The 26,519-nt window shown below is 65.5% G+C and carries 29 protein-coding genes; 23 read left to right on the plus strand and 6 right to left on the minus strand.

What is annotated here, in order from left to right:
• Positions 1–167 precede the first annotated feature (167 nt).
• The 5 genes from gshA to ptsP all read left to right on the plus strand — a co-directional run bounded on the left by gshA (position 168) and on the right by ptsP (position 5,861).
• On the plus strand, positions 168–1,457 hold the full coding sequence (gene gshA, locus AB4Y40_RS39875) for a glutamate--cysteine ligase (RefSeq protein ID WP_368692536.1): 1,290 nt from the start codon (positions 168–170) through the stop codon (positions 1,455–1,457).
• A gap of 123 nt (positions 1,458–1,580) precedes the next feature.
• Positions 1,581–2,534 (plus strand): glutathione synthase, encoded by a 954-nt coding sequence (gene gshB, locus AB4Y40_RS39880; protein ID WP_368692537.1) that lies wholly within the window; start codon positions 1,581–1,583, stop codon positions 2,532–2,534.
• Between the two features lie 438 nt (positions 2,535–2,972).
• Positions 2,973–3,554, plus strand: a complete 582-nt coding sequence (locus AB4Y40_RS39885) for a PTS sugar transporter subunit IIA (RefSeq protein ID WP_368692538.1) — start codon at positions 2,973–2,975, stop codon at positions 3,552–3,554.
• Positions 3,555–3,639: 85 nt separating this feature from the next.
• Positions 3,640–3,909, plus strand: a complete 270-nt coding sequence (locus AB4Y40_RS39890) for an HPr family phosphocarrier protein (protein ID WP_042270095.1) — start codon at positions 3,640–3,642, stop codon at positions 3,907–3,909.
• Between the two features lie 212 nt (positions 3,910–4,121).
• On the plus strand, positions 4,122–5,861 hold the full coding sequence (ptsP, locus tag AB4Y40_RS39895; RefSeq protein WP_368692539.1) for a phosphoenolpyruvate--protein phosphotransferase: 1,740 nt from the start codon (positions 4,122–4,124) through the stop codon (positions 5,859–5,861).
• 80 nt (positions 5,862–5,941) lie between these two features.
• Here the strand turns inward: ptsP and AB4Y40_RS39900 are convergent, their stop codons facing one another.
• The 3 genes from AB4Y40_RS39900 to gpmA all read right to left on the minus strand — a co-directional run bounded on the left by AB4Y40_RS39900 (position 5,942) and on the right by gpmA (position 9,602).
• A complete protein-coding gene (locus tag AB4Y40_RS39900) occupies positions 5,942–6,703 on the minus strand; it encodes a ThiF family adenylyltransferase (protein WP_368692540.1) in 762 nt (253 codons plus the stop codon).
• 176 nt (positions 6,704–6,879) lie between these two features.
• Positions 6,880–8,463, minus strand: coding sequence for a S41 family peptidase (locus tag AB4Y40_RS39905; protein WP_368692541.1), 1,584 nt, complete (start codon positions 8,461–8,463; stop codon positions 6,880–6,882).
• A 389-nt stretch (positions 8,464–8,852) separates the two neighbouring features.
• Positions 8,853–9,602 carry a 2,3-diphosphoglycerate-dependent phosphoglycerate mutase gene (gene gpmA / locus AB4Y40_RS39910; RefSeq protein WP_368692542.1) on the minus strand — a complete coding sequence of 250 codons (750 nt, stop codon included), beginning with the start codon at positions 9,600–9,602 and terminating at the stop codon, positions 8,853–8,855.
• A 212-nt stretch (positions 9,603–9,814) separates the two neighbouring features.
• Between gpmA and AB4Y40_RS39915 the strand changes: the two genes are divergently transcribed.
• The 5 genes from AB4Y40_RS39915 to AB4Y40_RS39935 all read left to right on the plus strand — a co-directional run bounded on the left by AB4Y40_RS39915 (position 9,815) and on the right by AB4Y40_RS39935 (position 12,844).
• Complete coding sequence (locus AB4Y40_RS39915; RefSeq protein ID WP_042270087.1) at positions 9,815–10,240, plus strand: rhodanese-like domain-containing protein; 426 nt, start codon at positions 9,815–9,817, stop codon at positions 10,238–10,240.
• Positions 10,237–10,497 (plus strand): glutaredoxin 3, encoded by a 261-nt coding sequence (grxC, locus tag AB4Y40_RS39920; protein ID WP_042270085.1) that lies wholly within the window; start codon positions 10,237–10,239, stop codon positions 10,495–10,497. The genes AB4Y40_RS39915 and grxC overlap by 4 nt, the downstream gene beginning before the upstream one ends.
• A 229-nt stretch (positions 10,498–10,726) precedes the next feature.
• Positions 10,727–11,191 carry a protein-export chaperone SecB gene (gene secB / locus AB4Y40_RS39925; RefSeq protein WP_042270084.1) on the plus strand — a complete coding sequence of 155 codons (465 nt, stop codon included), beginning with the start codon at positions 10,727–10,729 and terminating at the stop codon, positions 11,189–11,191.
• Positions 11,192–11,237: 46 nt separating this feature from the next.
• Positions 11,238–12,236, plus strand: a complete 999-nt coding sequence (locus AB4Y40_RS39930) for an NAD(P)H-dependent glycerol-3-phosphate dehydrogenase (RefSeq protein WP_368692543.1) — start codon at positions 11,238–11,240, stop codon at positions 12,234–12,236.
• A 74-nt stretch (positions 12,237–12,310) separates the two neighbouring features.
• Entirely contained in the window at positions 12,311–12,844 is a 534-nt protein-coding gene (locus AB4Y40_RS39935) for an O-acetyl-ADP-ribose deacetylase (protein WP_368692544.1), read from the plus strand.
• Between the two features lie 25 nt (positions 12,845–12,869).
• Here AB4Y40_RS39935 and trmL read toward each other — a convergent pair whose 3' ends face one another.
• Entirely contained in the window at positions 12,870–13,340 is a 471-nt protein-coding gene (trmL, locus tag AB4Y40_RS39940) for a tRNA (uridine(34)/cytosine(34)/5-carboxymethylaminomethyluridine(34)-2'-O)-methyltransferase TrmL (RefSeq protein ID WP_368692545.1), read from the minus strand.
• A gap of 42 nt (positions 13,341–13,382) precedes the next feature.
• Complete coding sequence (locus tag AB4Y40_RS39945) at positions 13,383–14,213, minus strand: phosphoribosyltransferase family protein (protein WP_368692546.1); 831 nt, start codon at positions 14,211–14,213, stop codon at positions 13,383–13,385.
• Between the two features lie 87 nt (positions 14,214–14,300).
• Here AB4Y40_RS39945 and AB4Y40_RS39950 point away from each other — a divergent pair, with 87 nt between their 5' ends.
• The 8 genes from AB4Y40_RS39950 (at position 14,301) to AB4Y40_RS39985 (ending at position 21,698) form a co-directional block, all read left to right on the plus strand.
• Positions 14,301–15,290 (plus strand): methyltransferase domain-containing protein, encoded by a 990-nt coding sequence (locus AB4Y40_RS39950; protein ID WP_368692547.1) that lies wholly within the window; start codon positions 14,301–14,303, stop codon positions 15,288–15,290.
• 267 nt (positions 15,291–15,557) lie between these two features.
• Positions 15,558–16,034: a DUF2244 domain-containing protein gene (locus AB4Y40_RS39955; RefSeq protein ID WP_324148383.1), complete on the plus strand. Its 477-nt coding sequence runs from the start codon at positions 15,558–15,560 to the stop codon at positions 16,032–16,034.
• Positions 16,035–16,123: 89 nt separating this feature from the next.
• On the plus strand, positions 16,124–17,839 hold the full coding sequence (gene coxB, locus AB4Y40_RS39960) for a cytochrome c oxidase subunit II (protein WP_368692548.1): 1,716 nt from the start codon (positions 16,124–16,126) through the stop codon (positions 17,837–17,839).
• 122 nt (positions 17,840–17,961) lie between these two features.
• On the plus strand, positions 17,962–19,575 hold the full coding sequence (gene ctaD, locus AB4Y40_RS39965) for a cytochrome c oxidase subunit I (protein ID WP_368692549.1): 1,614 nt from the start codon (positions 17,962–17,964) through the stop codon (positions 19,573–19,575).
• A gap of 137 nt (positions 19,576–19,712) precedes the next feature.
• Complete coding sequence (locus tag AB4Y40_RS39970; protein WP_208867222.1) at positions 19,713–19,853, plus strand: cytochrome oxidase small assembly protein; 141 nt, start codon at positions 19,713–19,715, stop codon at positions 19,851–19,853.
• Between the two features lie 40 nt (positions 19,854–19,893).
• The gene (locus AB4Y40_RS39975) at positions 19,894–20,472 is read left to right on the plus strand and encodes a cytochrome c oxidase assembly protein (RefSeq protein WP_368692550.1); all 579 of its coding nucleotides are present in this window, start codon (positions 19,894–19,896) and stop codon (positions 20,470–20,472) included.
• 43 nt (positions 20,473–20,515) lie between these two features.
• Positions 20,516–20,737 carry a DUF2970 domain-containing protein gene (locus AB4Y40_RS39980; RefSeq protein ID WP_254314617.1) on the plus strand — a complete coding sequence of 74 codons (222 nt, stop codon included), beginning with the start codon at positions 20,516–20,518 and terminating at the stop codon, positions 20,735–20,737.
• A 103-nt stretch (positions 20,738–20,840) separates the two neighbouring features.
• Entirely contained in the window at positions 20,841–21,698 is an 858-nt protein-coding gene (locus AB4Y40_RS39985; RefSeq protein ID WP_254352550.1) for a cytochrome c oxidase subunit 3, read from the plus strand.
• Between the two features lie 134 nt (positions 21,699–21,832).
• Here AB4Y40_RS39985 and AB4Y40_RS39990 read toward each other — a convergent pair whose 3' ends face one another.
• Positions 21,833–22,042, minus strand: coding sequence for a twin transmembrane helix small protein (locus tag AB4Y40_RS39990; protein WP_028201826.1), 210 nt, complete (start codon positions 22,040–22,042; stop codon positions 21,833–21,835).
• Positions 22,043–22,147: 105 nt separating this feature from the next.
• On the opposite strand from AB4Y40_RS39990, the gene AB4Y40_RS39995 reads away from it, so the two are divergent.
• The 5 genes from AB4Y40_RS39995 (at position 22,148) to AB4Y40_RS40015 (ending at position 26,400) form a co-directional block, all read left to right on the plus strand.
• Positions 22,148–22,942 (plus strand): SURF1 family protein, encoded by a 795-nt coding sequence (locus AB4Y40_RS39995; RefSeq protein WP_368692551.1) that lies wholly within the window; start codon positions 22,148–22,150, stop codon positions 22,940–22,942.
• Between the two features lie 104 nt (positions 22,943–23,046).
• Positions 23,047–23,691, plus strand: a complete 645-nt coding sequence (locus AB4Y40_RS40000) for an SCO family protein (protein ID WP_368692552.1) — start codon at positions 23,047–23,049, stop codon at positions 23,689–23,691.
• A 38-nt stretch (positions 23,692–23,729) separates the two neighbouring features.
• Positions 23,730–24,839 carry a COX15/CtaA family protein gene (locus tag AB4Y40_RS40005; RefSeq protein ID WP_324162342.1) on the plus strand — a complete coding sequence of 370 codons (1,110 nt, stop codon included), beginning with the start codon at positions 23,730–23,732 and terminating at the stop codon, positions 24,837–24,839.
• Positions 24,840–24,848: 9 nt separating this feature from the next.
• Positions 24,849–25,754: a heme o synthase gene (cyoE, locus tag AB4Y40_RS40010; protein WP_368692553.1), complete on the plus strand. Its 906-nt coding sequence runs from the start codon at positions 24,849–24,851 to the stop codon at positions 25,752–25,754.
• A gap of 4 nt (positions 25,755–25,758) precedes the next feature.
• Positions 25,759–26,400, plus strand: a complete 642-nt coding sequence (locus AB4Y40_RS40015; RefSeq protein ID WP_368692554.1) for an SCO family protein — start codon at positions 25,759–25,761, stop codon at positions 26,398–26,400.
• Positions 26,401–26,519: the final 119 nt, after the last annotated feature.

The raw sequence follows: 26,519 nt of genomic DNA on the forward strand, positions 1-26,519 counted from the left end.
CCGGCGTGAATATCCGTGCGCGGCACGCTCGATTGACCCTACCGCGCTCAAGGGATTTCACGACCCAGATTCATGAGGGCAATCCCGTCTTGCAACTGGCGCAATCGTCCCCAGATAAACGACCGGTTTCCCTACAATCAAAGCATTTCGTCCGCGAGTCACCCCTTATGGTCCCGCATCTGGTTACGGCGTTGAACGGCCCGCTCCTCGAACTGGAGCAGCGCATCCTCGATGCGACGCCGGCCATCGAGCGCTGGTTCCGCCTCGAATGGCAGGAGCACACGCCGCCGTTCTACGCCTCGGTGGACCTGCGCAACGCCGGCTTCAAGCTCGCGCCGGTCGACACCAACCTGTTTCCCGGCGCCTTTCACTGCCTGCCGCAGGAAGTGCTGCCGCTCGCCGTGCAGGCGGCCATGGCCGCCATCGAAAAGATCTGCCCGGACGCCAAGAACCTGCTGGTGATTCCGGAGATGCACACGCGCAACGCGTTCTATCTGGAGAATGTCGCGCGCCTCGCCACGATCATGCGCCAGGCGGGCCTGAACGTGCGCTTCGGCACGCTCGACGAAACGATCGCCGGGCCGGTGACGATCTCGCTCGCCGACGGCCAGAAGATCGTGCTCGAACCGCTCGAGCGTTCGCAGCGGCGCCTGGGCCTGAAGAACTTCGACCCCTGCTCGGTCCTGCTGAACAACGATCTTTCGGGCGGCATCCCGCCCGTGCTCGAAAACCTGCACGAGCAGTACGTGCTGCCGCCGCTGCACGCGGGCTGGGCGGTGCGCCGCAAGTCCACGCACTTCTCCTGCTACGACGACGTGGCGAAGAAGTTTGCGAAGATGGTGGGCGTTGACCCGTGGATGATCAATCCGTACTTCGCGCACGTGGAAGGCGTGGACTTCGAGGCGCGCACGGGCGAGGAGCAAGTCGCGACCGCCATCGACGCCGTGCTCAAGAAGATCGCGAAGAAGTACCGCGAGTACGGCATCACCGAAAAGCCCTATGTCGTCATCAAGTCCGATGCCGGCACGGACGGCCGCGGCGTGATGACGGTGCACGACGCCTCGGAGGTCGCCGCACTCACGAAGCGCGAACGTGCGAAGATGTCGGCCACGAAGGACGGGCTCGAAGTGCACGACGTGATCGTGCAGGAAGGCGTCTACACGTTCGAGCACATCGGCGACGAAGTGGCCGAGCCGGTCGTGTACATGATCGACCGCTATGTGGTGGGCGGCTTCTACCGCGCGCACGGCAGCCGCGAGCGCGACCAGAACCTGAACGCGCCGGGCATGCACTTCGTGCCGCTCGGCTTCGAGCACACGGCGCTGCCTGACACGCGCGCAAAAGCGGGTGCGGCGCCGCCGAACCGCTTTTACATGTACGGCGTGGTGGCGCGGCTCGGCTTGCTGGCGGCCTCGGTCGAGCTGGAGAAGACCGACCCCGAAGCGATCCAGGTCTGATCCGGCCGTCATCATTCACACAATCGAACGCAGCGCCCGCCACCGTGCGGGCGTTGCCGTCATGAAAGCAGGCGCGCCACCAGGCGCCACGCAGCGACAGGACAGGGACAAGGCAGAGACGATATGGACATTCTCTTCATCGCCGATCCGCTCGAGCGGTTCAAGATCTACAAGGACTCGACCTACGCGATGATGGCCGAGGCCGCGAAGCGCGGCCACCGGCTCTTCGCGTGCGAGCCCCAGCACCTCGCATGGGTGAACGGCCAGGTGGAGGCCGACGTGCGGCGCTTCACGATCATCGGCGATACGGCGGACCTGCATCGTGAAACCTGGTTCGAAGCCACAGCCGATTCGCGCGCGCTCACCGGTTTCGACGCCGTCGTCATGCGCAAGGACCCGCCGTTCGACATGGAGTACGTCACCTCGACGTGGCTGCTGGAGATCGCCGAGCGCGCGGGCGCGAAGATCTTCAATAAGCCGCAGTCGATTCGCGATCACTCGGAGAAGCTCGCCATCGGCGAGTTTCCGCAGTTCGTCGCGCCGACGCTCGTGACGCGCAGCGCCGCGCGCCTGCGCCAGTTCCATGAAGAGCACCAGGACGTGATCCTCAAGCCGCTCGACGGCATGGGCGGCATGGGCGTGTTCCGCGTGAAGGCGGACGGCATGAACCTCGGCTCGATCATCGAGATGCTGAGTCACGACGGGGCGCGCAGCGTGATGGCGCAGAAGTTCATCCCCGAAATCAAGGCCGGCGACAAGCGTATCCTGCTGATCGGCGGCGAGCCGGTGCCGTTTTCGCTCGCGCGTATTCCTCAGGGCAATGAAGTGCGCGGCAATCTGGCGGCGGGTGGGCTCGGCGTCGCGCAGCCGCTCACCGGGCGCGACATGGAGATCGCCAAAGCGCTCGGCCCGACGCTCGCGGCACGCGGCCTGCTGCTTGTCGGGCTCGACGCCATCGGCGACTGGCTCACGGAGGTCAATGTCACGAGTCCGACGTGTTTCCGCGAAATCATGGAGCAGACGGGCTTCGACGTGGCCTCGATGTTCATCGACGCGCTGGAGCGCGCGGCGGCCTGAATCCGGCCGGCGTCCGGCTTCGAAACGGCGACCGGGTGCATTTGAAGCCCGCACCTGGAGCGCGGACTTGAAAGCCGCGTGTATGGCGGCATTTGCGGGATGTGGGGGCCTTGCAGGGTGGGCGCCCCATCGAGACCTTGACTGGCGGGCAGTTGCGGACCACGAAAGGTCGAGCGCGAGCGCGGAGCCTGTAAATCGCGCGCGACATCTGTCGCCGCTGTGAGCAGAACCGCCTCGCGTGCGCGAAAATGACCCTGCTACAATGCCGCGAGCCCGCGTTCCGGGCTGGCAGGCGGGCGTCGACAAGACGTTCCGGCTGCCGCGCGGCGCGTGTTCCGACCCTGCGAGCTCACGGCTGGCTGCGGGGTTGGCGCTGCAGGACGCGATCTACGGGTCGTCCGAGCATCAACCGGAGCCGTTTTTTGCAGTCAAGCTGACATGGCAGGGATTCTGATCATTGCGCACGCACCGCTCGCCACCGCGCTACGCGAGTGCATCGCGCATATCTATGGCGGTTGTCCGGCGCGCATCGGCGCGCTCGACGTGCTCCCCGACAGCGACCCGGCTGAAGTGGTCGCCAAGGCGAATTCGGAGATCGAGCGCCTGCGCGAAGACAACGGCGCGCTCGTGTTGACCGACATGTTCGGCGCCACGCCTTCGAACATCGCGGCGCGCCTCGCCACGGTGCCCGAGGTGCGCGTGCTGGCCGGCGTGAATCTGCCGATGCTGGTGCGGGCCGTGTGCTACCGCGCAACGCCGCTCGACACGCTGGTCGAAAAGGCGCTGGCCGGCGCGAGCAAGGGCGTCCAGACCATCGGTCCGACCATGCCGCCCGTTGCGCCCGCGAGCGAATGCGCTTGCCCGCCCACGCCCTGCACCGAAGCCACCGCCGACGCGGCAAAGCAGGCCGCGAATCCGGTAGCGGGCCAGAGCGCGAGCCAGCCTGCCGCCGCGACGCGGGGCGCGGCTTGCACCGGTGGCGTAGCGGCCGGCGTATTCAGGCCGGCTGGCAGCACCTGAACCGGCGGCGCGCCAGCGAAAGCCAACAACAAGGCACAGCGAAACAACCCAGTCACACTTCCACACACCGCGTCCGGATCGACCTATGCTGCAACAAGAAACGACCATCGTGAACAAACTCGGCCTGCACGCGCGGGCGTCGGCGAAGCTGACACAGCTCGCAGGCAACTATCAGTCGGAAATCTGGATGAGCCGCAACGGCCGCCGCATCAACGCCAAGAGCATCATGGGGGTCATGATGCTGGCCGCAGGCATCGGCAGCACGGTGATGATCGAAACCGAAGGCCCGGACGAGGCCGACGCCATGAGCGCGCTGCTCAAGCTGATCGCCGATAAGTTCGGCGAAGGCCAGTAAGACGCGCGCAGTCAACGCGTCTTGCCCGGAACGCCGCGGTTTGCCGCGGCGTTTTTATTTGTGGGCGGCGACTGCTGCACAAGGCCGCAGTCATGCACGGACAGGTGCGCATGGCTACATTCCGCCGCGCTGGAATTTATAATCATCGCCGGGGTCTGAGAGAGCGCATTGCAGCGGTTTGCCGCAGCATCAAATAACCAGAGGAGGTGCGCGTGCCGTTCACGCTGCATGGAATTCCCGTATCACGCGGTATAGCCATCGGGCGAGCGTATCTGATCGCCCCGGCTGCACTCGACGTCGACCACTACCTCATCGAGCACGCGCAGATCGAAGACGAAATCGTGCGTTTTCGCGCGGCGCTGCAGGCCGTGGAGCACGAGCTCGACGCGCTGCGCGCCGACCTCGCCGCCGACGCCCCTTCCGAAATGGGCGCATTCATCGGCGTACACCTCATGATCCTGAACGACGTGATGCTCGTGCAGGAGACCATCGACCTCATCCGCACGCGCCGCTTCAATGTGGAGTGGGCGCTTACCGAACAGCTCGAACGCCTCTCGCGTCACTTCGACGACGTCGAGGACGAGTACCTGCGCGAGCGCAAGGCCGATATCGAGCAGGTCGTGGAGCGCGTGCTGAAGTCGCTCGCGGGTGCCATGCCGCCTTCGCTGCACGGCGGCTGCGACGAGATGATCGTCGTCGCGCACGACATCGCGCCGGCCGACATGCTGCAGTTCAAGGGGCAAACCTTCCAGGGTTTCGTCACCGATCTGGGCGGGCGCACCTCGCACACGGCGATCGTCGCGCGCAGCCTCGGCATTCCGGCGGCGGTGGGCGTGCAGCAGGCGAGCGCGCTGATCCGCCAGGACGATCTCATCATCGTCGACGGCGACCATGGCGTCGTGATCGTCGATCCCGCGCCGATCGTGCTCGAGGAGTACACCTACCGCCAAAGCGAGATGGCGCTCGAGCGGCGCAAGCTGCAGCGCCTGAAGTTCTCGCCCACGCAAACGCTGTGCGGCGCGAAGATCCAGCTCTACGCGAACATCGAGCTGCCCGACGACGCGCAGGCCGCGCTCGACTCGGGCGCGACGGGCGTGGGCCTCTTTCGCACCGAGTTCCTGTTCATGAACCACAAGAACCACTTGCCGGAGGAAGACGAGCAGTTCGCCGCCTACCGCCGCGCGGTGGAGCTCATGAACGGGCTGCCCGTGACGATCCGCACGATCGACGTGGGCGCGGACAAGCCGCTCGACGCCATGAATGCGGGCGACGGTTACGAGACGGCCGCGAACCCGGCGCTCGGCCTGCGCGCGATCCGCTGGAGCCTGTCCGAGCCGCAGATGTTCCTCACGCAGCTGCGGGCAATCCTGCGCGCCTCGGCGTTCGGTTCGGTCAAGATCCTGATTCCGATGCTCGCGCACGCGCAACAGATCGACCAGACGCTTGACCTGATCCGCGAGGCGAAGCGTCAGCTCGACGACGCCGGTCTCGCCTACGATCCCAACATCCAGGTCGGCGCGATGATCGAGATTCCGGCGGCCGCGCTCGCGTTGCCGATGTTCCTGCGCCGGCTCGACTTCCTCTCGATCGGCACCAACGACCTGATTCAGTACGCGCTCGCCATCGACCGCGCCGACAATGCGGTGGCCGACCTGTACGATCCGCTGCATCCGGCCGTGCTGCAGCTGATCGCGCATACGCTGCGCGAGGCGAAGCGCGCGGGCGTGCCGGTTTCGGTGTGCGGGGAGATGGCGGGCGACCCGTCGTTCACGCGTTTGCTGCTCGGCATGGGTCTCACCGAATTCTCGATGCACCCGAGCCAGTTGCTCGTGGTGAAGCAGGAAATCCTGCGCTCGCAGCTCAAGACGCTGGAGAAGCCGGTGGCGGAGGTGCTGGCCGCTTACGAGCCCGAGGAGCTGCAGGCCGCGCTGCAGCGTGTGGCCCAGGCCTGAGCGTCCACCTGTTGATACGCGAAAATGCAGAAAGCCCCGGCATGTCCGGGGCTTCTTTCTTGCCTTGGCTCGCGCAGGCTTCAGCCGTGCCGGTGGCGCTCGCCGCACACCGGGCAATCCGGCTGCCGCGCCACGCGCATCGTGTTCCATTCCATGCGCAGCGCGTCGAGCATCATGAGCCGCCCGACGAGCGGCGCGCCGATGCCGCCGATCACGCGCAGCGCCTCGGCCGCCTGCATCGCGCCGATGATGCCCACCGTGGGCGCGAACACGCCCATCGTCGAGCACGCCACTTCCTCGAATGGCTGGTCTTCGGGAAACACGCAGGCGTAGCAGGGCGAGGCGTCGTCGCGGAAATCGAACGTGCTGATCTGTCCGTCGAAGCGCAACGCGGCGCCCGAGACGAGCGGCACGCCGTGCTTCACGCACGCGCGGTTGATGGCGTGGCGCGTGGCGAAGTTGTCGGTGCAGTCGAGCACGACCGTCGCGCCCGGCACCTGCGCGTCGAGCCACGCATCGTCGATGCGTACTTGCAGCGCGTTCACCTTCACCTCGGGATTCAGGCGCGCGATGGCGTCGCGGCCCGACTCGGCCTTCGCGCGGCCGACCGACGCCGTCTCGTGCATGATCTGCCGCTGCAGATTGGTGAGGTCGACGGTGTCGTTGTCGACGAGCGTGAGCGTGCCCACGCCCGAGGCCGCGAGATACATCGCCGCTGGAGACCCCAGGCCGCCCGCGCCCACGACGATCGCATGCGCGTCGAGAAAGCGCTGCTGCGCCTCGATGCCGATCTCGTCGACGAGGATATGGCGGGAATAGCGGAGGAGTTGGTCGTCGTTCATCGCGATGCGCTGGTTCGATGGCGCTGCGATGGACCTCGAGAGCCTGAATGGCCCTGAATGGGGGAGCGCGCGCCGGGGAAATACCGTGCCGTTATTGTAACGACGCCAGCGGCTGGAGGAGGGGCGGCCTCGCGACCGGCGCACGAGGCGCGCGAGTCGCGAGGCGGGTCGGCGTGTTACTTCGCCGGTGCCGGAGCGGAGGCCGGCGCGGCCGCGGAGCCCGGAGCCGGCGCCATGATGAGCGCGCCCGGCTTCACGGCGATCGGCGCGGAAGCCGAGGTAGGCGGCTTCTGCTGCGCGAGGCGGCGCTCCATCGGCGACTTCGATTCGGCCACCGGCTTGCCCTGGAGCTTGTTCAGCGCCTGCTGGAGCATGTAGTCGTCGGTGGAGCCGAAGTCGACCGGCTTGCGCTCGCGATCCTTCTGGCGCTGCTCCGGCGTCTTCTTGTCGTTCTGCTCCTCGAGCTGACGCAGCATGTCCATGCGCTCCTGCTCGCGCACTTCCTGCTCCTTCTTCTCGTCCGGATCCTGCGTGTTGGCGAGGTGGTTCTGGTAGTCCACTTCGCGCGTGACGAGTGCGTCGTCCGGATCGCCGTCGGCGTACTGGTCGACCGCGATATCAGGACGGATGCCCTTGTTCTGGATCGAGCGGCCGCTCGGCGTGTAGTAGTACGCCGTGGTCAGGCGCAGCGCCGTGTCGGCCGTCATCGGGCGCACGGTCTGCACCGAGCCCTTGCCGAACGTCGTCTTGCCGACGATCAGCGCACGCCTGGAGTCCTGCAGCGCGCCCGCCACGATTTCCGAGGCCGACGCCGAGTAGGCGTTGGTCAGCACGACCATCGGCACGGTCTTGAACTCGGCCGCCTCGCCCTTGAGCGGGTCGCCGTCGAACGACGGCAGGCGGTAGTTCTCGTAGGTGTCGCGGTAGACCTGCTTCGAGTCCGGGATCTGGCCGTTCGTCGAGACGACGACCGAATCCGGCGGCAGGAACGCGCCCGCCACGCCCACGGCGCTTTGCAGCAGGCCGCCGCCGTTGTTGCGCAGGTCGAGGATGATGCCCTTGAGGTTCGGCTCCTGGCGCGCGATATCCTGCAGCTTCTGGGCGAGGTCGGGGACCGTGCGCTCCTGGAAGCTCGTGATGCGGATATACGCGTAGCCCGGCTGCAGGATCTTCGACTTCACGCTCTGCACCTTGATGATGGCGCGCGTGATGGTGAGCGGGAAGGTGCGGTCGTCGGTCTTGCGGAAGATCGTGAGCGTGACCTTGGTGCCCGGGTCGCCGCGCATCTGCTTGACGGCCTGGTCGAGCGTCATGCCGCGCACCGGCTTGTCGTTGATGCGCGTGATGAGGTCGCCCGGACGGATGCCGGCGCGATACGCGGGCGTGTCTTCGATCGGCGAGATCACCTTGATCAGGCCGTCTTCCGACGAGATTTCGATGCCGAGGCCCGCGAAGCGACCCTTGGTCTGCTCCTGGAGCTCCTGGTAATCGGTCTTGTCGAGATACGACGAGTGCGGGTCGAGGCTCGACACCATGCCCTTGATGGCGGCGGTGAGGAGCTTCTTGTCGTCCACCGGCACGACATACTCATGCTTGATTTGACCGAACACTTCGGCGAAGAGCCTCAGCTGGTCGAGCGGCAGCGGTTCTACGACCGTCTGCTGGGTTTGCTGCGCCTCGGCGGATATCTGCAGGGTGGCAAATACGCCGGTCGCGAGGCCAGCGGCGATCAGGCCGATGTTTTTCAGGTTCTTTCGCATAGAGTATGTTGCGTGCGGTCGAAAAGGCGCGTGGCAGCGTCTATTGGAAAAGCGACGGACAAGTATAACTGCACACCCGCCGTGGCTGTGTATATGGCGCGTACGATGGGACTAAGACAGTGCTGCAGCCGCCTGGTTCGCAAACCGTGTGCCGCAATTTCGGTTCTGGCACGGTGCTGGCAGGGCGCTGGCAATCCTGCCAGCCAGGCCCGGAAAAAGGCAGAAAAGGGGAATGTGCAACGAATTTCCAGGGCGGCCAGGGCGAACCCGCACGGCGCCCGCGTGGCCGCAGGGCTGGCCCACGCACAGCCGCCGGCCCGACGGACCGGCGGCTGCCTGAATCGACAAGGCACGGCCACGTGGCAGCCGATGCCGGGCGGCGCTAAGCGTCAGCCCGCCTTCTTGCCCTGGTTCGCCACGGCGGCCTGCGCCTTCGCGATGGCTTCGGCGTCGCCCAGATAGTAGTGCTTGATGGGCTTGAGGCTCTCGTCCAGCTCATAGACGAGCGGCACGCCGTTCGGGATGTTCAGGCCGACGATGTCGTCATCCGAAATGTTGTCGAGGTACTTCACGAGCGCGCGGATCGAGTTCCCGTGCGCGGCGATCACCACCTTCTTGCCCGCCTTGATGGCCGGCGCGATCGACTCGTTCCAGATCGGCATCACGCGCGCGACCGTGTCCTTCAGGCACTCGGTGAGCGGCAGTTCCTCGCGCGGCACCTTCGCGTAACGCGGGTCGTTGTATGCCGTGCGCGAGTCGGACGGCTCGAGCGCCGGCGGCGGCGTGTCGTAGCTGCGGCGCCAGACCAGCACCTGCTCGTCGCCAAATTTGGCCGCCGTTTCGGCCTTGTTCAGGCCCGAAAGCGCACCGTAGTGACGCTCGTTCAGGCGCCACGAGTGGACCACGGGCAGGTACATCTGGTCCATCTGGTCCTGCACGTGCCAGAGCGTGCGGATCGCGCGCTTGAGCACCGAGGTGTAGGCGATGTCGAACGTGTAGCCGGACTCCTTGAGCAGCTGGCCTGCCTGCTGCGCTTCGCGGTTGCCCTGCTCGGTGAGGTCGACGTCCACCCAGCCGGTGAAGCGGTTTTCCTTGTTCCAGGTCGATTCGCCGTGGCGGATGAGTACGAGTTTGTACATGAGGATGCCGGTCGGTAGTGAAGGAAGCGGTAATCGGGGACGGAGGACGCAACACGGCAGCAGCGCCATGGCGGCGGTCCAGGCCCGGAGGGCGGCACGCCCGGGCTGGGGGACGGTAACCCTGCGACAAACGGTTATTTTATAATGAGCGGATTGTCCGAATCCGATTTCGCACGATTTCTCCGACTTTCCCTTTTTCCGGCGGACCCTCCGTGACGTTCTTCACCAACTACATCAACCTTGTACTCATCGCGATCGTCCTCATCTCAGGAGGGTTGCTCCTGTGGCCGACGCTCAAGCGCGGCGGCCGCGGCGGGGTTTCCACCGCCGAGGCGACGCAGCTCATCAACCGCCGCAACGCGGTGGTGGTCGACCTGCGTCCCGCGGGTGAATTCGCGAAGGGTCATCTGCCCTCGGCGCGCCAGGTCGAATTTGGCGAACTCGAGACGAAGATCGGCCAGCTCGTGAAGAACAAGAGCAACCCGGTGTTGCTGGTCTGCCAGACGGGCCAGCAGTCGCACAAGGCGCTGCGCCTCGTGAAGGACGCCGGTTTTGCCGAAGTCCACGTGCTGGACGGCGGCGTGAACGCCTGGCAGCAGGCCGGCATGCCGGTCGTGAAACAAGGAGGTTCGAAGTGAGCAAAGTGGTCATGTACAGCACCCAGGTGTGCCCGTATTGCCAGATGGCCGAGCGTCTTTTAAAGTCGCGCGGCGTCGAACACATCGAGAAAGTGCTGATCGACCGGGACCCGGCGCGGCGCGAAGAGATGATGACGCGCACCGGCCGGCGTACCGTGCCGCAGGTTTTCATCGGCGAGACGCACGTGGGCGGTTACGATGACCTCTCCGCGCTCGACCGTGCGGGCGGCTTGATGCCGCTGCTCGAAGCCGCCTGAGGTTACTCGGGCGGATTCAAGGCCTGATTCGCAGCCCGATAGCCGTGCGGCCTCGGTCCGCAGGCGGGCTGCGCAGCGTGACGTAGCGACGCAGGGTTTCGGCCCGCGCGAGCCAGTGAGGCTCGCGCGGGCCTGTTGCCGTTCATTGCCGTAGCGCGGCGCATTTTCGGGACTTCGAGACGTCACGACGATGCCGCCGCGATCCATTCAATCAGGGAAGCCATACACCATGTCTGACGAGAACAACCAGCCGTTCTTCAATATCCAGCGCATCTACCTCAAGGACATGTCGCTCGAGCAGCCGAATTCGCCGGCCATCTTCCTTGAGCAGGACATGCCTTCGGTCGAAGTGGAAGTCGACGTCAAGGCCGAGCGCCTCGCCGAATCGGTGTTCGAGATCATCGTCACCGGCACCGTCACGGCCAAGGTCAAGGACAAGGTTGCGTTCCTGATCGAAGCCAAGCAAGCCGGCATTTTCGACATCCGCAACATCCCGGCCGAACAGGTCGATCCGCTCGTCGGCATCGCATGCCCGACCATCCTGTTCCCGTACCTGCGCTCGAACATCGCCGACGCGATCACGCGCGCGGGCTTCCCGCCGATCCACCTGGCCGAGATCAACTTCCAGGCGCTCTACGAGCAACGCCTGCAGCAACTCGCCCAGCAAGACGGCGCAAGCAGCGCAACGCACTAAAGCGTACGTTGATCGTTTCCACGAACTACCGGTGCGGAGTATCGGAATGAACATCGCCGTTCTCGGCGCCGGAGCGTGGGGCACCGCGCTGGCGGGGCATCTCGCCCAGGCGCATCACACGCTGTTGTGGGCGCGCGATGGCGCGCTCGTCGACACCTTGCGCAAGACGCACGAAAACGCCCGCTATCTCGCAGGCGTCGCGCTGCCTGAAACTCTCCAATACGAAACGGATCTCGCCGCCGCGCTCGACCATGCGTCGGGCGAGGCGGATCTCGTCGTGCTCGCCACGCCCGTGGCGGGCCTGCGCGGCATGCTTTGCACGCTGCGCGACATGGGCCGCGTGCCCGCGCACTTCGTCTGGCTCTGCAAGGGCTTCGAAGCCGAAACGCAGTTGATGCCGCATCAGGTCGTGGCGGCCGAACTGCCGGGCCACGCGAGCAACGGCGTGCTGTCGGGGCCGAGCTTCGCGCGCGAAGTGGGCGAGGGCCTGCCCGTCGCGTTGACGGTGGCGAGCGCCTCCGCCGCTTGCCGCGAGCGCACGCTCGCGGCGTTCCATCACCGCGCGATGCGCATTTATACCGGCGACGACGTGGTCGGCGTGGAGGTGGGCGGCGCGGTCAAGAACGTGCTCGCGATCGCGACCGGCATCGCCGATGGCCTGGGCCTCGGCCTGAACGCACGCGCGGCGCTCATCACGCGCGGCCTCGCCGAGATGACGCGCCTTGGCGTCACACTCGGCGGGCGCGCCGAGACCTTCACGGGACTGACCGGCCTCGGCGACCTCATCCTCACCGCCACGGGCGACCTCTCGCGCAACCGCACCGTGGGCAAGCAGCTCGCGAGCGGCCGCACGCTCGACGACATCCTCGGCGCACTCGGCCACGTGGCCGAAGGCGTACGCTGCGCGCAGGCCGTGCTGGCGCTCGCGCGCGCGCATGGCATCGACATGCCGATCACCCAGGCGGTATGCGCCGTGCTGTTCGACGGTGTCACGCCGCGCGACGCCGTGAGCGCGCTGCTCCGGCGCGACGCGAAGGCGGAGTAGGGCGCTTCGGTCCTGCTGCGCCTGGCTTGAAGCTCGCACGCTTTGCGTGCGACCGGAGCGCAAAGGAGGACCGTATGCTGACCATCGGAAACTGCCGCATCGAAGCGCAGGCCGTCGACATCACCACGTTGAAGGTCGATGCGATCGTCAACGCCGCGAACGAATCGCTGCTCGGCGGCGGCGGCGTGGACGGCGCGATTCATCGCGCCGCCGGGCCGGACCTGCTGCGCGAATGCGAGACGCTGAACGGCTGCCCGACCGGCGACGCCAAAATCACCGGCGGCTATCGCCTGCCCGCCAAACACGTCATCCATACCGTGGGGCCCGTCTGGTACGGCGGCGGCCGTGACGAAGCGCATCTGCTCGCTTCCTGCTACCGGCGCTCGCTCGAGTGCGCGCGCGAGGCGGGCGTGACGAGCATCGCGTTTCCGGCAATCAGTTGCGGCGTCTACCGTTTTCCTGCCGACGATGCCGTGACGATCGCCGTCGCGACCGTGATCGACGAGCTATTGAAATACCCGACGCTCGAGCACGTGATCTTCGCTTGCTTCGACAATGCGATGCTCACGCGCTATGAGCGTGAGCTGGCGGCGCGCGGCAAGGCGTAGGGCAGCGCGTAACGACGCACCCGCCTCATTCGCCACCTTCGAACCCCGCCTGACGCCACGCTTCGAACACCACGACCGCGACCGTGTTCGAGAGATTCAGGCTGCGATTGCCGGGCCGCATCGGCAGGCGCACGCGCTGTGGCGTCTCGAAACGCTCGAGCACCGCGTCGGGCAGGCCGCGCGTTTCCGCGCCGAACACGAACCAGTCGCCCGGCTGGAATGCATGCGCATGAAAGCGGCCCGATCCGCGCGTCGTGAACGCGAACATGCGCGACGGGTCCGGGGCTTCTTTGGCGATGAAGGCATCCCAGTCGGCGTGCACGTGCATTTGCGCGTACTCGTGGTAGTCGAGCCCCGCGCGGCGCATTTTCGCGTCGTCGAGGGGAAAGCCGAGCGGTTCGATCAGATGAAGCCGCGCACCGGTGTTCGCGCACAGGCGGATCACGTTGCCGGTGTTCGGCGGGATTTCGGGTTCGACGAGAACGACGTTGAACATGACGATGAAACTCTCTCGATGTCTTGAACAGGGTGAGGCCGATCAGTCTTTCGGCGTACGCAGCGCGACGAAATTCGTCACGCGCCTTGCGCCAGCGGCCTTGAGCGTATGCGCGAGCGCGTCGAGCGTGGCGCCCGAGGTCATCACGTCGTCGACCACACCCACGTGCTGGCCGGCAAGCGGCCGCGTGAGCGCGAAGGCCCGGCCGACGTTGCGGCGGCGCGTCTCGCGATCGAGCTTCGATTGCGGCGCCGTATGCAGGATGCGTCGTACGAGCGTGGCGTCCGCTTGCGTGCCCAACCGGCGCGCGAGCGGCCGCGCGATCTGCCAGGCCTGGTTGTAGCCGCGCTCGATGAGGCGCTCGCGCGAGAGCGGCACCGCCACGACGAGCTCCGGCATGCCGTGCTCATCGCACAGATCTTGTGCGGCCAGCGCGAGGCGTCGCGCAAATTCCTCGCCGAGTGCGAGGCGCGCGCGAAACTTCAGGCCGCGCGCGAGCAGGTCGAGCGGCGCGCGATAATCGGCGAGCGCGAGCGTGGCGTCGAATGCGGGCGGTGCGTCGGTGCAGGCCTCGCAGCGGTAGCGCGCGTGTCCCGCCGCACCGCGTCTGTGCGCGAGCGGCATGGCGCAGACCGTGCAGCGCAGGCGCGGCTCATTCCAGTACGCGGCGTCGCAGCACACACAGAGCGTGGCTCGCGACAAATTGCCGCATAATGGGCACAGATTGGGCAGCACGAAGTGGGCAAGCCGTGACGGCAGCGCCCGCGCTTTTCGACAGACGCGCGCAACGCCCGCAAGACGAGTGCGGTGCGAAGCGGGCGGTGTGACGCGCGCTGCATTGCGTGCATCACGTGAAGAAGGGCGCGGCGGCATCGAAGGACGGCCCGGGCAGCGGGCTCGCGTGACTGAAAGGAAAGGAGTGAGCGAGTATACTTCGCAGACTTCGCCAATACGACCGACATGTCCCCGTCTTCCGCAAGAACTGGCCGTCCGGATTATGACACCCGGCACCTTCGGCGCATCTTCGATCGCCGTGCGGCGACTTTCGACGACGTTGCCTTCCTGCCGCGTGAAATCGCGCAACGCATGCGCGAGCGCCTCGAGTACATCAAGGTGAAACCTGCGGCCGTGCTCGACATCGCGTGCGGCCAGGGCGACGACCTGCCCAGCTTGCGCGAGCGCTTTCCCGAAGCGCCCGTGTTCGGCACCGATCTCTCCCTCGCCATGCTGCGTCGTGCCCGCGAGCACGACGCCCCCGACACGAGCTGGCGGCGTTTTCTGCCCGCATCGGTTGGCCGCGCGCTCGGTTCGCGCGGTCCGCGGGTTGCGCAAGCCGACTTCGCCGAACTGCCGTTCGCGCACGGCGCGTTCGAGCTGCTGTGGTCGAATCTCGCACTGCACTGGCATCCGCGCCCCGACCTCGTGTTCGGCGAGTGGCAGCGCGTGCTTAAAGTCAACGGCCTGCTGATGTTCAGCACGCTCGGTCCCGACACGCTCAAGGAGCTGCGCGGCGCGTACGCCGAAGTCGAGGCCGCGCACGGCGTACCGTCGCGCGCGCACGTCATCGATTTCGTCGACATGCACGATCTGGGCGACATGCTCGTCGAGAACGGCTTCGAGATTCCGGTGATGGACCAGGAAACGCTCACCATCACCTACAAGACGCCGGAAAAGCTGCTCGCCGACGTGCGCCGCTGGGGCGCATATCCGTTCGAGCGCAACGGCGATGGCGAGGGCGAGAACGGCGGCACCGCGCGGCGCCTGCACCGTGCGCTCGTGGCCGCGCTCGAGGCGCGCCGCTGCACGGACGGTCCGCACGCGAGCACGATCCCGCTGACCTTCGAGATCATCTACGGCCACGCGTGGAAAGCCGTGCCCCGCACGACCGCCGAAGGCCATGGCATCGTGCGCATCGAAGACATCGGCCGGGGTCCTGCAAGGAATCGGTAACGTGGCAAGGGGGCTTTCGTTATGCCTGAAATTAGCGCCTGAAAAGCCCCGGGGAAATGCCTGATAAATCGCTGCAAGGCCCGTCTGATATGGGTTTGCGGGCGATTGGGCCTTGCTTGTGAGGGCAGGGGATCGCGCCTATAATGCGTCAGTTTGCTGCACGGAAGGGTCCCCAAAATCCATTGTGGCAAGTCCAGATGTTCCCGTAGTTGTGCGAGGCGCGACGCGGCGATAGTCTGGCGAGGTTGCAAGTGGGGGAAGCGAGCGATGCAGGCGTCTGATCTGCTGGCGAGTCCGGAACCGGTCCTGAAAGACTGGACCATGAAGCGCAACTGTTCGGTTTCGCCCAGGCAATTCGTGTTCTTCTATGTTTCGCTGGCGCTGGTTTCCATCGCGATCGCCGTTCTGTTGTTGATCCACGGCGCCTGGCTGGTTTTGCCGTTTACCGGTATCGATCTGTTGGTAGTAGGCGGCGCTTTTGTCATCTATGCGCGCCATGCTGTCGATTACGAACGTATCAGGCTTTATCCGAACCGGCTGGTGATCGAACAGATGAGCGCCGACGCGCTCACGCAGTTCGAATTCAATCCCCGCTGGGTCCGGGTCGAGCCGGGCGCGACCCCACGCGACCCGGTGCGTCTCGTGTCCCGCGGTCAGGCGGTCGCTGTCGGGTTGCATCTGCCGCAATATCGGCGTGCGCAGTTCGCGCGGGAACTGCGTGCCTGGCTTGCGCGCGCGCCTTGATGCGCGGCGCGTGAGTTTGCCGGTTGGCGGTACGAGCGTCCCAGGGGGCGCCCTGGTTGCAAAACCTTCCTGCGGGGTCGAGGGTTTGAATGGAAATTATGGGTAAGGAAGCTATGAAAACAATCAAGCGAGCCCTCCAGGGCGTGCTGGCGTGCAGCGGATTCCTCGTCGCCGGCGCGGCACTCGCAGTCGGAGACAGCCCAGGCGGCCCTGCGGTGAACGAGATCAATTTCCAGCCGCCCGTCACGCGCATCGCCGAAGAGCTTTACAGCCTCCATATGATGATGCTGCTCTTGTGCGTCGTGATTTTCGTCGGCGTGTTCGGCGTCATGTTCTATTCGATCTACGCGCACCGTAAGGCGAAGGGCCACAAGGCCGCTCACTTTCATGAGAGCACCACGGTCGAAATCATCTGGACGGTGGTGCCGTTCATCATCGTCGTGCTGATGGCGCTGCCCGCCACCAAAGCGGTCGTCGCGATGAAGGACACCTCCAACGCCGACCTCACCGTGAAGGTCACGGGCTACCAGTGGAAATGGGGCTACGACTACGTGAAGGGCCCGGGCGAGGGCATCAACTTCCTCTCCACGCTCAGCACGCCTCGCTCCGAGGTGAACAACCGCGTGCCGATCACCGATACGTACCTGCAGGAAGTCGACAATCCGCTCGTCGTGCCGGTCAACAAGAAGATCCGCATCATCACCACGGCCAACGACGTCGTGCACTCGTGGTACGTGCCCGCGTTCGGCGTGAAGCAGGACGCGATTCCGGGCTTCGTGCGCGACACGTGGTTCAGGGCCGACAAGGTCGGCACCTATCGCGGCTTCTGTACCGAGCTATGCGGCAAGGAGCACGCGTTCATGCCGGTCGTCGTCGAGGTGCTCTCCGACGAGGACTACGCAAAGTGGGTCGATACGCAAAAGGCGAAGATGGCCGCCGCCAACGACGACCCGAACAAGACCTACACGCTGGCCGAGCTCAAGGAGCGCGGCGAAAAGGTCTACAACTCGAACTGCGCGGTGTGCCACCAGCCCACCGGCAAGGGCGCGGGCGCGTTCCCGGCGCTCGACGGCAGCAAGGTCGTTCAGGGTCCGCTCGCCGGGCACGTGAGCATCGTCCTGCACGGCAAGAACGCCATGCCTTCGTGGGCGCCTACGCTGAACGACGTCGAGATCGCTTCGGTCATCACGTTCGAGCGCAACTCTTGGGGCAACCACACCGGCGACATTCTACAGCCGCGTCAGGTGGCCGACGCGCGTAACGGCAAGATGCCCGAGGGCGGCGGCACGACGGCGGCAGCGGGCGAGGGCGGCGCGAGCGGCGCGGCCGCGGCAAGCGGGGCGGAAGCCGCCAGCGGCGCGGCCGAAGCGAGTGCGGCAAGCGGTGCGGCGCCCGCAAGCGGCGCGGCCGAAGCGAGTGCGGCAAGCGGTGCGGCGCCCGCAAGCGGCGCGGATCAGGCGTCGGGCGCAGCGGCGCCGAACGCAGCAGCTGCGCTGCCGGCAAGCGTCTACTTCGAAGTGGGCAAGAGCACGCTGCCCGCCGACGCGAAGGACGCCATCCAGGCGGCAGCCGACTACGCGAAGGCGCATCCGGATGCGAAGTTCACGCTCTCGGGCTACACCGATTCGAGCGGCAACGCCAGCACCAACGCCGACCTCGCCAAACACCGGGCGCAAGCGGTGCGCGACGCGATGAAGGCGGCAGGCATTGCCGAAGACCACATCATTCTGAAGAAGCCGGAAACGATCACGGGCGGCGCGAACGCGAAAGAAGCGCGCCGGGTGGAGATCAGCGCGGCGGCCTGAGCGGGCCCGCGCCATAAGAACAAGCAGCAAGAGACGCAAAAGCGATTCGCTTCAGCATTTCAATTGCATGGGGCTGGAGTCAGGCGCCAACGCGCCAACTCCGGACCGACAGGAGATAAGACATGTCTAGCATCGGACACGATGTAGCTGGCGGGCACGGTCACGTGCATGGCGACCACGCGCACGCCACGCCCCACGGCTGGCGCCGCTGGCTGCTCGCGACGAACCACAAGGACATCGGAACGCTGTATCTGCTGTTCTCGTTCGTGATGTTCCTCTCGGGCGGCGTCATGGCGCTCGCCATTCGTGCGGAGTTGTTCGAGCCGGGCATGCAGATCATGCGCCCCGAGTTCTTTAACCAGCTCACCACGATGCACGGTCTCATCATGGTGTTCGGCGCGATCATGCCGGCGTTCGTGGGCTTCGCGAACTGGATGATTCCGCTGCAGGTCGGCGCCTCGGACATGGCGTTCGCGCGCATGAACAACTTCAGCTTCTGGCTGCTGCCCGCCGCCGGGTGCCTGCTGGTCGGCTCGTTCTTCTCGCCGGGCGGCGCGACCGCCGCGGGCTGGACGCTCTACGCGCCGCTTTCCACGCAGATGGGCCCGGGCATGGACTTCGCGATCTTCGCGCTGCACATGATGGGCGCCTCGTCGATCATGGGCGGCATCAACATCGTCGTGACGATCCTGAACCTGCGCGCACCCGGCATGACGCTCATGAAGATGCCGATGTTCGTGTGGACGTGGCTCATCACCGCCTACCTGCTGATCGCCGTGATGCCGGTGCTCGCGGGCGCCATCACGATGCTGCTGTTCGACCGCCACTTCGGCACGAGCTTCTTCAACGCGGCCGGCGGCGGCGACCCGGTGATGTACCAGCACATCTTCTGGTTCTTCGGGCACCCCGAGGTCTACATCATGATCTTGCCGGCGTTCGGGATCGTTTCGCAGGTGATTCCGGCGTTCTCGCGCAAGCCGCTGTTCGGCTATAGCTCGATGGTGTACGCCACGGCGTCGATCGCGATTCTCTCGTTCATGGTCTGGGCGCACCACATGTTCGCCACCGGCATGCCGGTCACGGGCCAGCTGTTCTTCATGTACGCGACGATGCTGATCGCCGTGCCGACAGGCGTGAAGGTGTTCAACTGGGTCGCCACGATGTGGCGCGGCTCGCTCTCGTTCGAAACGCCGATGCTGTGGGCCGTGGGCTTCCTGATCGTGTTCACGTTCGGCGGTCTCTCGGGCCTGATGCTCGCCATGGCGCCGCTCGACATCCAGTATCACGGCACTTACTTCGTGGTGGCGCACTTCCACTACGTGCTGGTGGCGGGGTCATTATTCGCGTTGTTCTCAGGGTGGTACTACTGGGCGCCCAAATGGACCGGCTGGATGTACAACGAGACGCGCGGCAAGATCCACTTCTGGTGCTCGCTTATCTTCTTCAACCTCGCGTTCCTGCCGATGCACTTCGTCGGTCTCGCCGGAATGCCGCGACGCTATGCCGACTATCCGGCCCAGTTCACCGACTGGAACCAGGTGATCACGATCGGCGCCTTCGGCTTCGGGCTTTCTCAGGTGTACTTCCTGTTCTTTGTCGCGCTGCCCGCGTATCGCGGCGGCGGCGAGCTGGAAAAGGCCGGCGACAAGCCGTGGGACGGCGCAACGGGCCTCGAGTGGACCGTGCCGAGCCCGGCGCCGTTCCACACGTTCGAGAATCCGCCGACGGTCGAGTGAGCCGTTGAGTCTGTGGCGTCCGGCTGTGCGCAGCCGGACGCGAGCGAAGTCCGCGGTCTTCACGCAGTCTTCATCGGAGCACGTACGAGAGGCGATTGACGATGCAAGGAGAAGCCGCGGCCAGCCGCGCTGAACGCATGACCCGGGATCCACAAAAAAGACGCACGCCCGAGCAGATCCGCGCGGGCAATCTACGGCTCGGCCTCATCTTGCTGGCCGTCGTAGTCGGTTTCTTTGTGGCTGCCGTCGTCAAGCAGGTGTATTTCCCCGGTCACTGACGCGCAGGGCGTTTGCCGGAAGATCGTTCGAGGAAGTTCGATGTCCACGCAAGCTGGAAATGATCGCGCGTTCAACCGGTCGATGCTCATCAAGCTCGTCGTCGTGGCGCTGCTGATGTTCGGGTTCGGCTTTGCGCTCATACCGATGTATCGCGCGATCTGCCAGGTCACGGGCATCAACAACCTGGTGCAGCGCGACGCCACGGAGCGCGAGGCGCGCAACACGCAGGTGGACATGACGCGCACGATCTCGGTCGAGTTCGACGCGAACGCACGCGGGCTGCTCGGCTTCAGGCCGGAGCAGACGAGCCTCGACGTGCATCCGGGCGAAGTCATGACGGTGATGTACGACATTTCGAACAACGAAGGACGCACGATCGACGCGCAGGCCATTCCGAGCTACGCGCCGAAGCAGGCGACGGAGTACTTCCGCAAGATCGAGTGCTTCTGCTTCACGCAGCAAACCTTGAAGGCGAACGAGACGAAGCGCATGCCGGTGGTGTTCGTGATCGACCCGAAGCTGCCGAAGGACGTGAAGACGATCACGCTGTCGTACACGTTCTTCGAGCTGAACAAGCCGGCCGTGCCGCCGCCGCCGAAACAATCGGCGGGCGCGTGAGGCTTCAGCGCCGGAGTCAACGATGCCAGGAGGCGAAAGGCGCATGAGCGACGAACGTGGCGGAGCGGGGCCGGCGAAGAAGAAAGGCGGCATCCTGCAGTTGATGAAAGCGGTGGCGTGGTCCTTTCTCGGCGTGCGCAAGCGCGCAGACCTCGAAGACGACGCCGCGAACCTGCACCCCGTGCAGTTGATCATCGCGGGCATCATCGGCGCGGTGCTGTTCATCGTCGTGCTGCTGTTGATCGTGCACGCGGTGGTGGGATGAGCGAGTGCGCGCAACGCTGCGCGCGAAGCAGTGAATAACGAGGACACACTCGGACAAATGCAGCCGGCGATGTCCGGTGCAACTGGAAACTGGAGAAACAGGCATGAGCGGCCAAAACGATAGCCCGTACTACTTCGTACCGCACCCGTCGCGGCATCCGATCAGCGCGTCCATTGGGCTTGTGGTCATGCTCGGGTCGCTCGCCTCGTGGATCAACGGCGAGTCGTGGGGGCCGATCGGCGTGCTCGTCGGCCTGCTGTGGCTGCTCTTCACGCTGTGGCACTGGTTCGGCGACGCCATCGCCGAATCCGAGGGCGGCATGTACGGCAAGCGCGTCGACGTGTCGTATCGCTGGAGCATGAGCTGGTTCATCTTCTCCGAAGTGATGTTCTTCGGCGCGTTCTTCGGTGCGCTCTTCTACGCGCGCGCGATCGCCCTGCATCAGCTCGGCAGCCTCGACTACAAGCTGATCTGGCCGGACTTCTCGGCGGTGTGGCCGAACAACGGTCCCGCAGCGCTGGTCTCGCACTTCCGCTCGATGACGCCGTGGCCCGTGCCGACCATCAACACGGCGCTGCTGCTCTCCTCGGGCGCGACGCTCACCGTTTCGCACCACGCGCTGCGCGACAACCATCGCTCGAAGGCCATCGCGTGGCTCGCCGCGACGATCGTGCTGGGCGTGTGCTTCCTCTTCCTGCAGGCGTTCGAATACATCCACGCGTACGGCGAACTGAACCTCACGCTCGCTTCGGGCATCTACGGTTCGACGTTCTTCCTGCTCACGGGCTTCCACGGCTTCCACGTGTTCCTGGGCGGCACGATGCTGACCGTCGTGATGATCCGGCTCATTCGTGGCCACTTCACCGCGGAGCATCACTTCGCCTTCGAAGGCGCGGCGTGGTACTGGCACTTCGTCGACGTGGTGTGGCTCGGCCTCTACGTCGTCGTGTACTGGCTGTGATGCGTGGTGCGCCGCGCGGGCCGCGGCGCGGGAGACGGGAATGCAACAAGGCGCCGCCCGACCTCGTCGGCGCGGCGCCTTGTGTTTTCCGGAATGCGGTTTGCGCGGCGGTGTTCGGTGATGGTCAGCGGCGCTCAGCGACCGTAAGGAATCCCGGTGGACTGGATCCAGCCCATCCAGTGCGCGAACAGGATGAACAGAAAGAGCGAGATGGAAAGGCCCACGCGCGTGGCGAGCGACCAGACCATCCGCTTGGTGCGGCCCCGGTCGTGCATCATGAAGTAGAGCGCGGAGATCATGCTCGCGATGATCAGCGCGAACGCAACGGGGACGAGTATGTGCATGAAGTTCACGGAATTTGGCATGCCTGAAAACGTCTGTCTCATTATCGCACCACGCTGCGTGGCGCGGGGTTCGATCACCGGTATCTCTCGCATCGGTCGTGCCCAATGAAAATCCGGCTCGTCCCCACGCTGCTGATCCTGATCGTGATGGCCGTGACGATCCGGCTCGGCTTCTGGCAGCGCGACCGCGCGCATCAGAAGGAGGCGCTGCAGGCGCAAATCACGCAGTACGAATCGTCTGCGCCGCAACCGGTGGGCGCCGCGCCGCTCGCGCTGAAGGAGATCGAGTTCCATCGCGTGCGGGCGACGGGCACCTTGCTGCCCGAGCGCGTGGTGTATCTCGACAATCGTCCGTATAACGACCAGCCGGGTTTTTATGTCGTGATGCCGCTTAAACTCGAAGGCGGCGGCTACGTGCTGGTCAATCGCGGCTGGCTGCCGCGCAACATCGCGGACCGCACCGCGATCGCGCCCTATGTCACGCCGCCCGGGCCGGTCGTCGTGGAAGGCATCGCGCGCGCCAACGCCTCGCGCGCGTTCGAACTCGGTGCGGGTGGCTCTGCAGCGCATCAGAAGATACGGCAGAATCTCGGCGTCGCTTCCTACGCAGCGGAAACCGGGTTGCCGCTGCAACCGTTCGTGATCCAGCAGACCGGCTTCGTGCCGGCCTTCAAGGACGGGCTCGTGCGCGACTGGCCGGTGCCGGATACCGATGTCGAGCGCAACTACGGCTACATGCTCCAGTGGTGGGGCATGGCGCTCGCGGCCCTCGGTTTCGGTCTGTTTGCGGCCCGTAAAGCGGCGAAAAGCGCTGCGACAAAAGCGCGCACCGAAGGCGAAGCCGGGCGGCACGCCGAAGAGCCCGAAGGGCAAGACGCAGGCAGCGCGAAGGACGCCTGATGATCCGTCGGACGAATCAATGCGATCCCGACATGATCCGGACAACGGCGCTGCGCATGCAGCACATGGACAAACGAAAGCGACAGAAGCGAGGTTCCACGAGAGTGTCGACGCAATCCCCCCGTTCCGCCCAGGTCGCACAGCCGGCCGCCACCCCCGCGCAGCAACACGCGAAGCGGCGTGGCCGCTGGACGCTGCTCATCATCATGCTCATCTGCGGCGCACCGATCGCGATCTCGTACTTCACGTACTACGTGATCAAGCCGAAGGGCGGCACGACGAGCTATGGCACGCTCATCGAGCCGCAGCGGCCCATTCCCGGCGCGCTGATGGTGACGGGCGACGACGGTCATGAAGTGCCGCTCGCCTCGCTCAAGGGCCGCTGGCTGATGATCTCGGTGAATCGCGGCGCCTGCGACGAAGCCTGCGCCACGAAGCTCTATTTCATGCGCCAGGTGCGCGCGACCCAGGGCCAGGAGCGCGAGCGCATCGTCACGCTCTGGCTGCGCACCGACGACACGAGCGTCCCGGCGAAAGTGAAGGGCGCCTATGCGGATACGCGCATGCTGCGCGCCGATCCGGTCGCCGTCGCCGCGTGGCTGCCGGCCACGCAGACGACGAACGACACCGACCACATCTATCTGGTCGATCCGAACGGCAACCTGATGATGCGATTCCCGGCGCAAGCCGATCCGTCGAAAATCAAACAAGACGTCACTAAACTGCTCAAGTGGTCCCGCATCGGTTAAGGTGCGCAGCGCGAGTCTGACAGAGAAGAGTAAGAGAGATGTTTATCCTGGAGCTGGGTCTGATCGGCCTGTGCATCGCGTTGCTGCCGCTCTCGTGGGTCTGGGTCAAGGCCGACGACAACAAGTTTCGCAAGCTCGTGTGGCTCACGACGTTCATGACGCTCGACCTCGTGATGTTCGGCGGCTTTACGCGTCTGACCGACTCGGGCCTCGGCTGTCCTGACTGGCCGGGCTGCTATGGCACGTCGTCGCCGTTCATCGCGCATGTGCAGATTGCCGCGGCGCATCTCGCCATGCCGAGCGGCCCCGTGAGCATGACGAAGGCATGGATCGAGATGATCCACCGCTATTTCGCCATGGCGATCGGTGTCCTGATCATCGCGCAGATGGCGATTGCCTGGCGCGCGCGCATCAAGCGCCTGCCGCTGCATGTCTCGCCGTGGTGGCCCACCGCGCTGCTCGGACTGATCCTCGTGCAGGGCGTGTTCGGCGCATGGACGGTGACGATGAAACTGCAGCCCATCATCGTCACCACGCACCTGCTGCTCGGCCTCACGCTGCTCGGCTCGCTCGCGTGGCTCGCCGCGCGCATGACGCCGCTGCCCGCATACGAGCCCGACGCCGCGCGCTGGCGCGTGGCCGCGTTGGCGGCGCTCGTGCTGCTCGTTTTGCAGATCGCGCTGGGCGGCTGGGTGAGCACGAACTATGCGGTGCTGGCTTGCACCGACTTCCCGACCTGCAACGGCGCGTGGATTCCGCCGATGGATTTCCATCACGGCTTCCACCTGTGGCGCGCGCTCGGCATGGACGGCAACGGCGACGTGATCACGCAGGACGCGCTCGTCGCGATCCACTGGACGCACCGCACGTTCGCGTTCGTCGTGATCGCTTATCTGGTATGGTTCGCCCTCAAGTTGCGACGCTATGCCTCGCTGCGACGCCCGGCAAACTGGATCATGATCGTGATCTTTATCCAATTTCTGACCGGGCTATCCAACATCGTGCTGCAGTGGCCGCTGCCCGTGGCAGTGGCGCACAACGGTGGCGCGGCGATCCTGCTGCTTTTGGTCGTCGTGCTAAACTTTCGAATTGCTTGTAGCCGCCCCGGCCGCGCCGTTCTCCCTGCGCGCGACACCGCTGCGGTGTGATCCCGCCCTATGGAAAGTACAACCCTATCCCAGACGCCCGGTAGCCGGATTTCCCAATATCTCGCGCTCACCAAGCCGCGCGTCACGCAACTCGCCGTGTTTTGCGCCGTCATCGGCATGTTCCTCGCCGTGCCGGGCATGGTGCCCTGGAAGCAACTGATCGGCGGCACCGTCGGCATCTGGCTCACGGCCGGCGCGGCCTTCGCGATCAACTGTCTCGTCGAGCAAAAGGTCGATGCGCGCATGCGTCGCACTGCCTGGCGTCCTTCGGCGCGCGGCGAGATCACGAGCACGCAGATCCTGATCTTCTCGGCGGTGATCGGCGGCCTCGGCATGTGGGTGCTGTACACGTTCACCAATCCGCTCACCATGTGGCTCACGGTCGCGACCTTCATTGGCTACGCGATCATCTACACGCTGCTGCTCAAGCCGGCCACACCGCAGAACATCGTGATCGGCGGCGCCTCGGGCGCCATGCCGCCGGCGCTCGGCTGGGCCGCGGTGACGGGCCACGTCCCCGGCGACGCCTGGATTCTCGTGCTGATCATTTTCGTGTGGACGCCGCCGCACTTCTGGGCGCTCGCGCTCTACCGCCGCAAGGACTACGAAAACGCCGGCCTGCCGATGCTGCCCAACACGCACGGCGAGAAGTACACGCGTCTGCATATCCTGCTCTACACCGTGATCCTGTTCGCGGTCACGCTGATGCCGTACATCTCGGGCATGAGCGGCGTGCTGTATCTGGCTTCGGCCGTGCTGCTCGGCGCCGTGTTCCTCGCCTACGCGTGGAAGATCTACGTCGAATATTCCGACGCACTGGCGCGCAAGACCTTCCGCTATTCGATCGTCTACCTCTCGTTGCTGTTCGTGGCGCTGCTCGTCGACCATTACGTGCATGCGCTCATCGCGGCGTAACGACATGGCCCACCGCACGCTTGCGCGCTTCGTGCGCGCCACGGTCGTCGCGCTTGCCGCTGCAGGCGCACTCGGCGGCACGCTGGTTCTCGAGGGCTGCGGCCAGCAGCCGCCCGCGTTCTCGAACCTCGACATCACCGGCAATACCCAGTTCGGCAAGGACTTCGCACTGCCCGACACCAGCGGCAAGACGCGCACGCTCGCCGACTTCAAGGACAAGGTGGTCGTGCTGTTCTTCGGCTACACGCACTGTCCGGACGTTTGCCCGACCACCATGGCCGAGCTTTCGCAGGCGCTCCAGCAACTGGGGCCCGATGCGGCGAAGCGCGTGCAGGTGCTGTTCGTCACCGTCGATCCCGAGCGCGATACGGCGCAGATCCTGGGCCAGTACACCGCCGCGTTCAATCCGACCTTCATTGGGCTGCGTCCGGCCAGTGAGGACCAGCTCAAGCAGGTGGCGAAGGATTTCCGCGTGTACTACGCGAAGGTGCCCGGCAACACGCCGGATAGCTACACGATGGACCACACCGCCGCGAGCTACGTGTTCGACACGACCGGCAAGCTGCGCCTCTTCGCGCGCGACGGGCAGGGCGTCACGCCCTGGCTGCACGATCTGAAGATCCTCCTCGGCTCGAATCCCGACTAAGGGAAGCCCGGCGTGTTCGCCTCGAGAGGCGAACACGCGCCCCGCGCGTCAGGGCCCCGCCGGCCAAACCCAAATCGAATAAAATAATTACCCCAACCCGTTACAAAATAAACGATATA

Origin of the sequence: Paraburkholderia sp. EG287B, assembly GCF_040965595.1 — a bacterium.
In the GTDB taxonomy this organism is placed as follows: domain Bacteria; phylum Pseudomonadota; class Gammaproteobacteria; order Burkholderiales; family Burkholderiaceae; genus Paraburkholderia.

Bases quoted from the DNA above. Each gene is read 5' to 3' on its own strand.
- AB4Y40_RS39935 (WP_368692544.1), top strand. From the start codon at position 12,311: ATGCTGACCATCGGAAACTGCCGCATCGAAGCGCAGGCCGTCGACATC.
- secB (WP_042270084.1), top strand. From the start codon at position 10,727: ATGTCTGACGAGAACAACCAGCCGTTCTTCAATATCCAGCGCATCTAC.
- AB4Y40_RS39980 (WP_254314617.1), top strand. From the start codon at position 20,516: ATGAGCGACGAACGTGGCGGAGCGGGGCCGGCGAAGAAGAAAGGCGGC.
- ctaD (WP_368692549.1), top strand. From the start codon at position 17,962: ATGTCTAGCATCGGACACGATGTAGCTGGCGGGCACGGTCACGTGCAT.
- gpmA (WP_368692542.1), bottom strand. From the start codon at position 9,602: ATGTACAAACTCGTACTCATCCGCCACGGCGAATCGACCTGGAACAAG.
- AB4Y40_RS39990 (WP_028201826.1), bottom strand. From the start codon at position 22,042: ATGCACATACTCGTCCCCGTTGCGTTCGCGCTGATCATCGCGAGCATG.
- AB4Y40_RS40005 (WP_324162342.1), top strand. From the start codon at position 23,730: ATGTTTATCCTGGAGCTGGGTCTGATCGGCCTGTGCATCGCGTTGCTG.
- AB4Y40_RS39995 (WP_368692551.1), top strand. From the start codon at position 22,148: ATGAAAATCCGGCTCGTCCCCACGCTGCTGATCCTGATCGTGATGGCC.
- AB4Y40_RS39885 (WP_368692538.1), top strand. From the start codon at position 2,973: ATGGCAGGGATTCTGATCATTGCGCACGCACCGCTCGCCACCGCGCTA.
- cyoE (WP_368692553.1), top strand. From the start codon at position 24,849: ATGGAAAGTACAACCCTATCCCAGACGCCCGGTAGCCGGATTTCCCAA.
- gshB (WP_368692537.1), top strand. From the start codon at position 1,581: ATGGACATTCTCTTCATCGCCGATCCGCTCGAGCGGTTCAAGATCTAC.
- AB4Y40_RS39945 (WP_368692546.1), bottom strand. From the start codon at position 14,213: ATGCCGCCGCGCCCTTCTTCACGTGATGCACGCAATGCAGCGCGCGTC.
- AB4Y40_RS39950 (WP_368692547.1), top strand. From the start codon at position 14,301: ATGTCCCCGTCTTCCGCAAGAACTGGCCGTCCGGATTATGACACCCGG.
- AB4Y40_RS39890 (WP_042270095.1), top strand. From the start codon at position 3,640: ATGCTGCAACAAGAAACGACCATCGTGAACAAACTCGGCCTGCACGCG.
- AB4Y40_RS39905 (WP_368692541.1), bottom strand. From the start codon at position 8,463: ATGCGAAAGAACCTGAAAAACATCGGCCTGATCGCCGCTGGCCTCGCG.
- AB4Y40_RS39900 (WP_368692540.1), bottom strand. From the start codon at position 6,703: ATGAACGACGACCAACTCCTCCGCTATTCCCGCCATATCCTCGTCGAC.
- gshA (WP_368692536.1), top strand. From the start codon at position 168: ATGGTCCCGCATCTGGTTACGGCGTTGAACGGCCCGCTCCTCGAACTG.
- AB4Y40_RS39955 (WP_324148383.1), top strand. From the start codon at position 15,558: ATGCAGGCGTCTGATCTGCTGGCGAGTCCGGAACCGGTCCTGAAAGAC.
- coxB (WP_368692548.1), top strand. From the start codon at position 16,124: ATGGAAATTATGGGTAAGGAAGCTATGAAAACAATCAAGCGAGCCCTC.
- trmL (WP_368692545.1), bottom strand. From the start codon at position 13,340: ATGTTCAACGTCGTTCTCGTCGAACCCGAAATCCCGCCGAACACCGGC.
- AB4Y40_RS39970 (WP_208867222.1), top strand. From the start codon at position 19,713: ATGACCCGGGATCCACAAAAAAGACGCACGCCCGAGCAGATCCGCGCG.
- AB4Y40_RS39985 (WP_254352550.1), top strand. From the start codon at position 20,841: ATGAGCGGCCAAAACGATAGCCCGTACTACTTCGTACCGCACCCGTCG.
- AB4Y40_RS39930 (WP_368692543.1), top strand. From the start codon at position 11,238: ATGAACATCGCCGTTCTCGGCGCCGGAGCGTGGGGCACCGCGCTGGCG.
- AB4Y40_RS39975 (WP_368692550.1), top strand. From the start codon at position 19,894: ATGTCCACGCAAGCTGGAAATGATCGCGCGTTCAACCGGTCGATGCTC.
- AB4Y40_RS40015 (WP_368692554.1), top strand. From the start codon at position 25,759: ATGGCCCACCGCACGCTTGCGCGCTTCGTGCGCGCCACGGTCGTCGCG.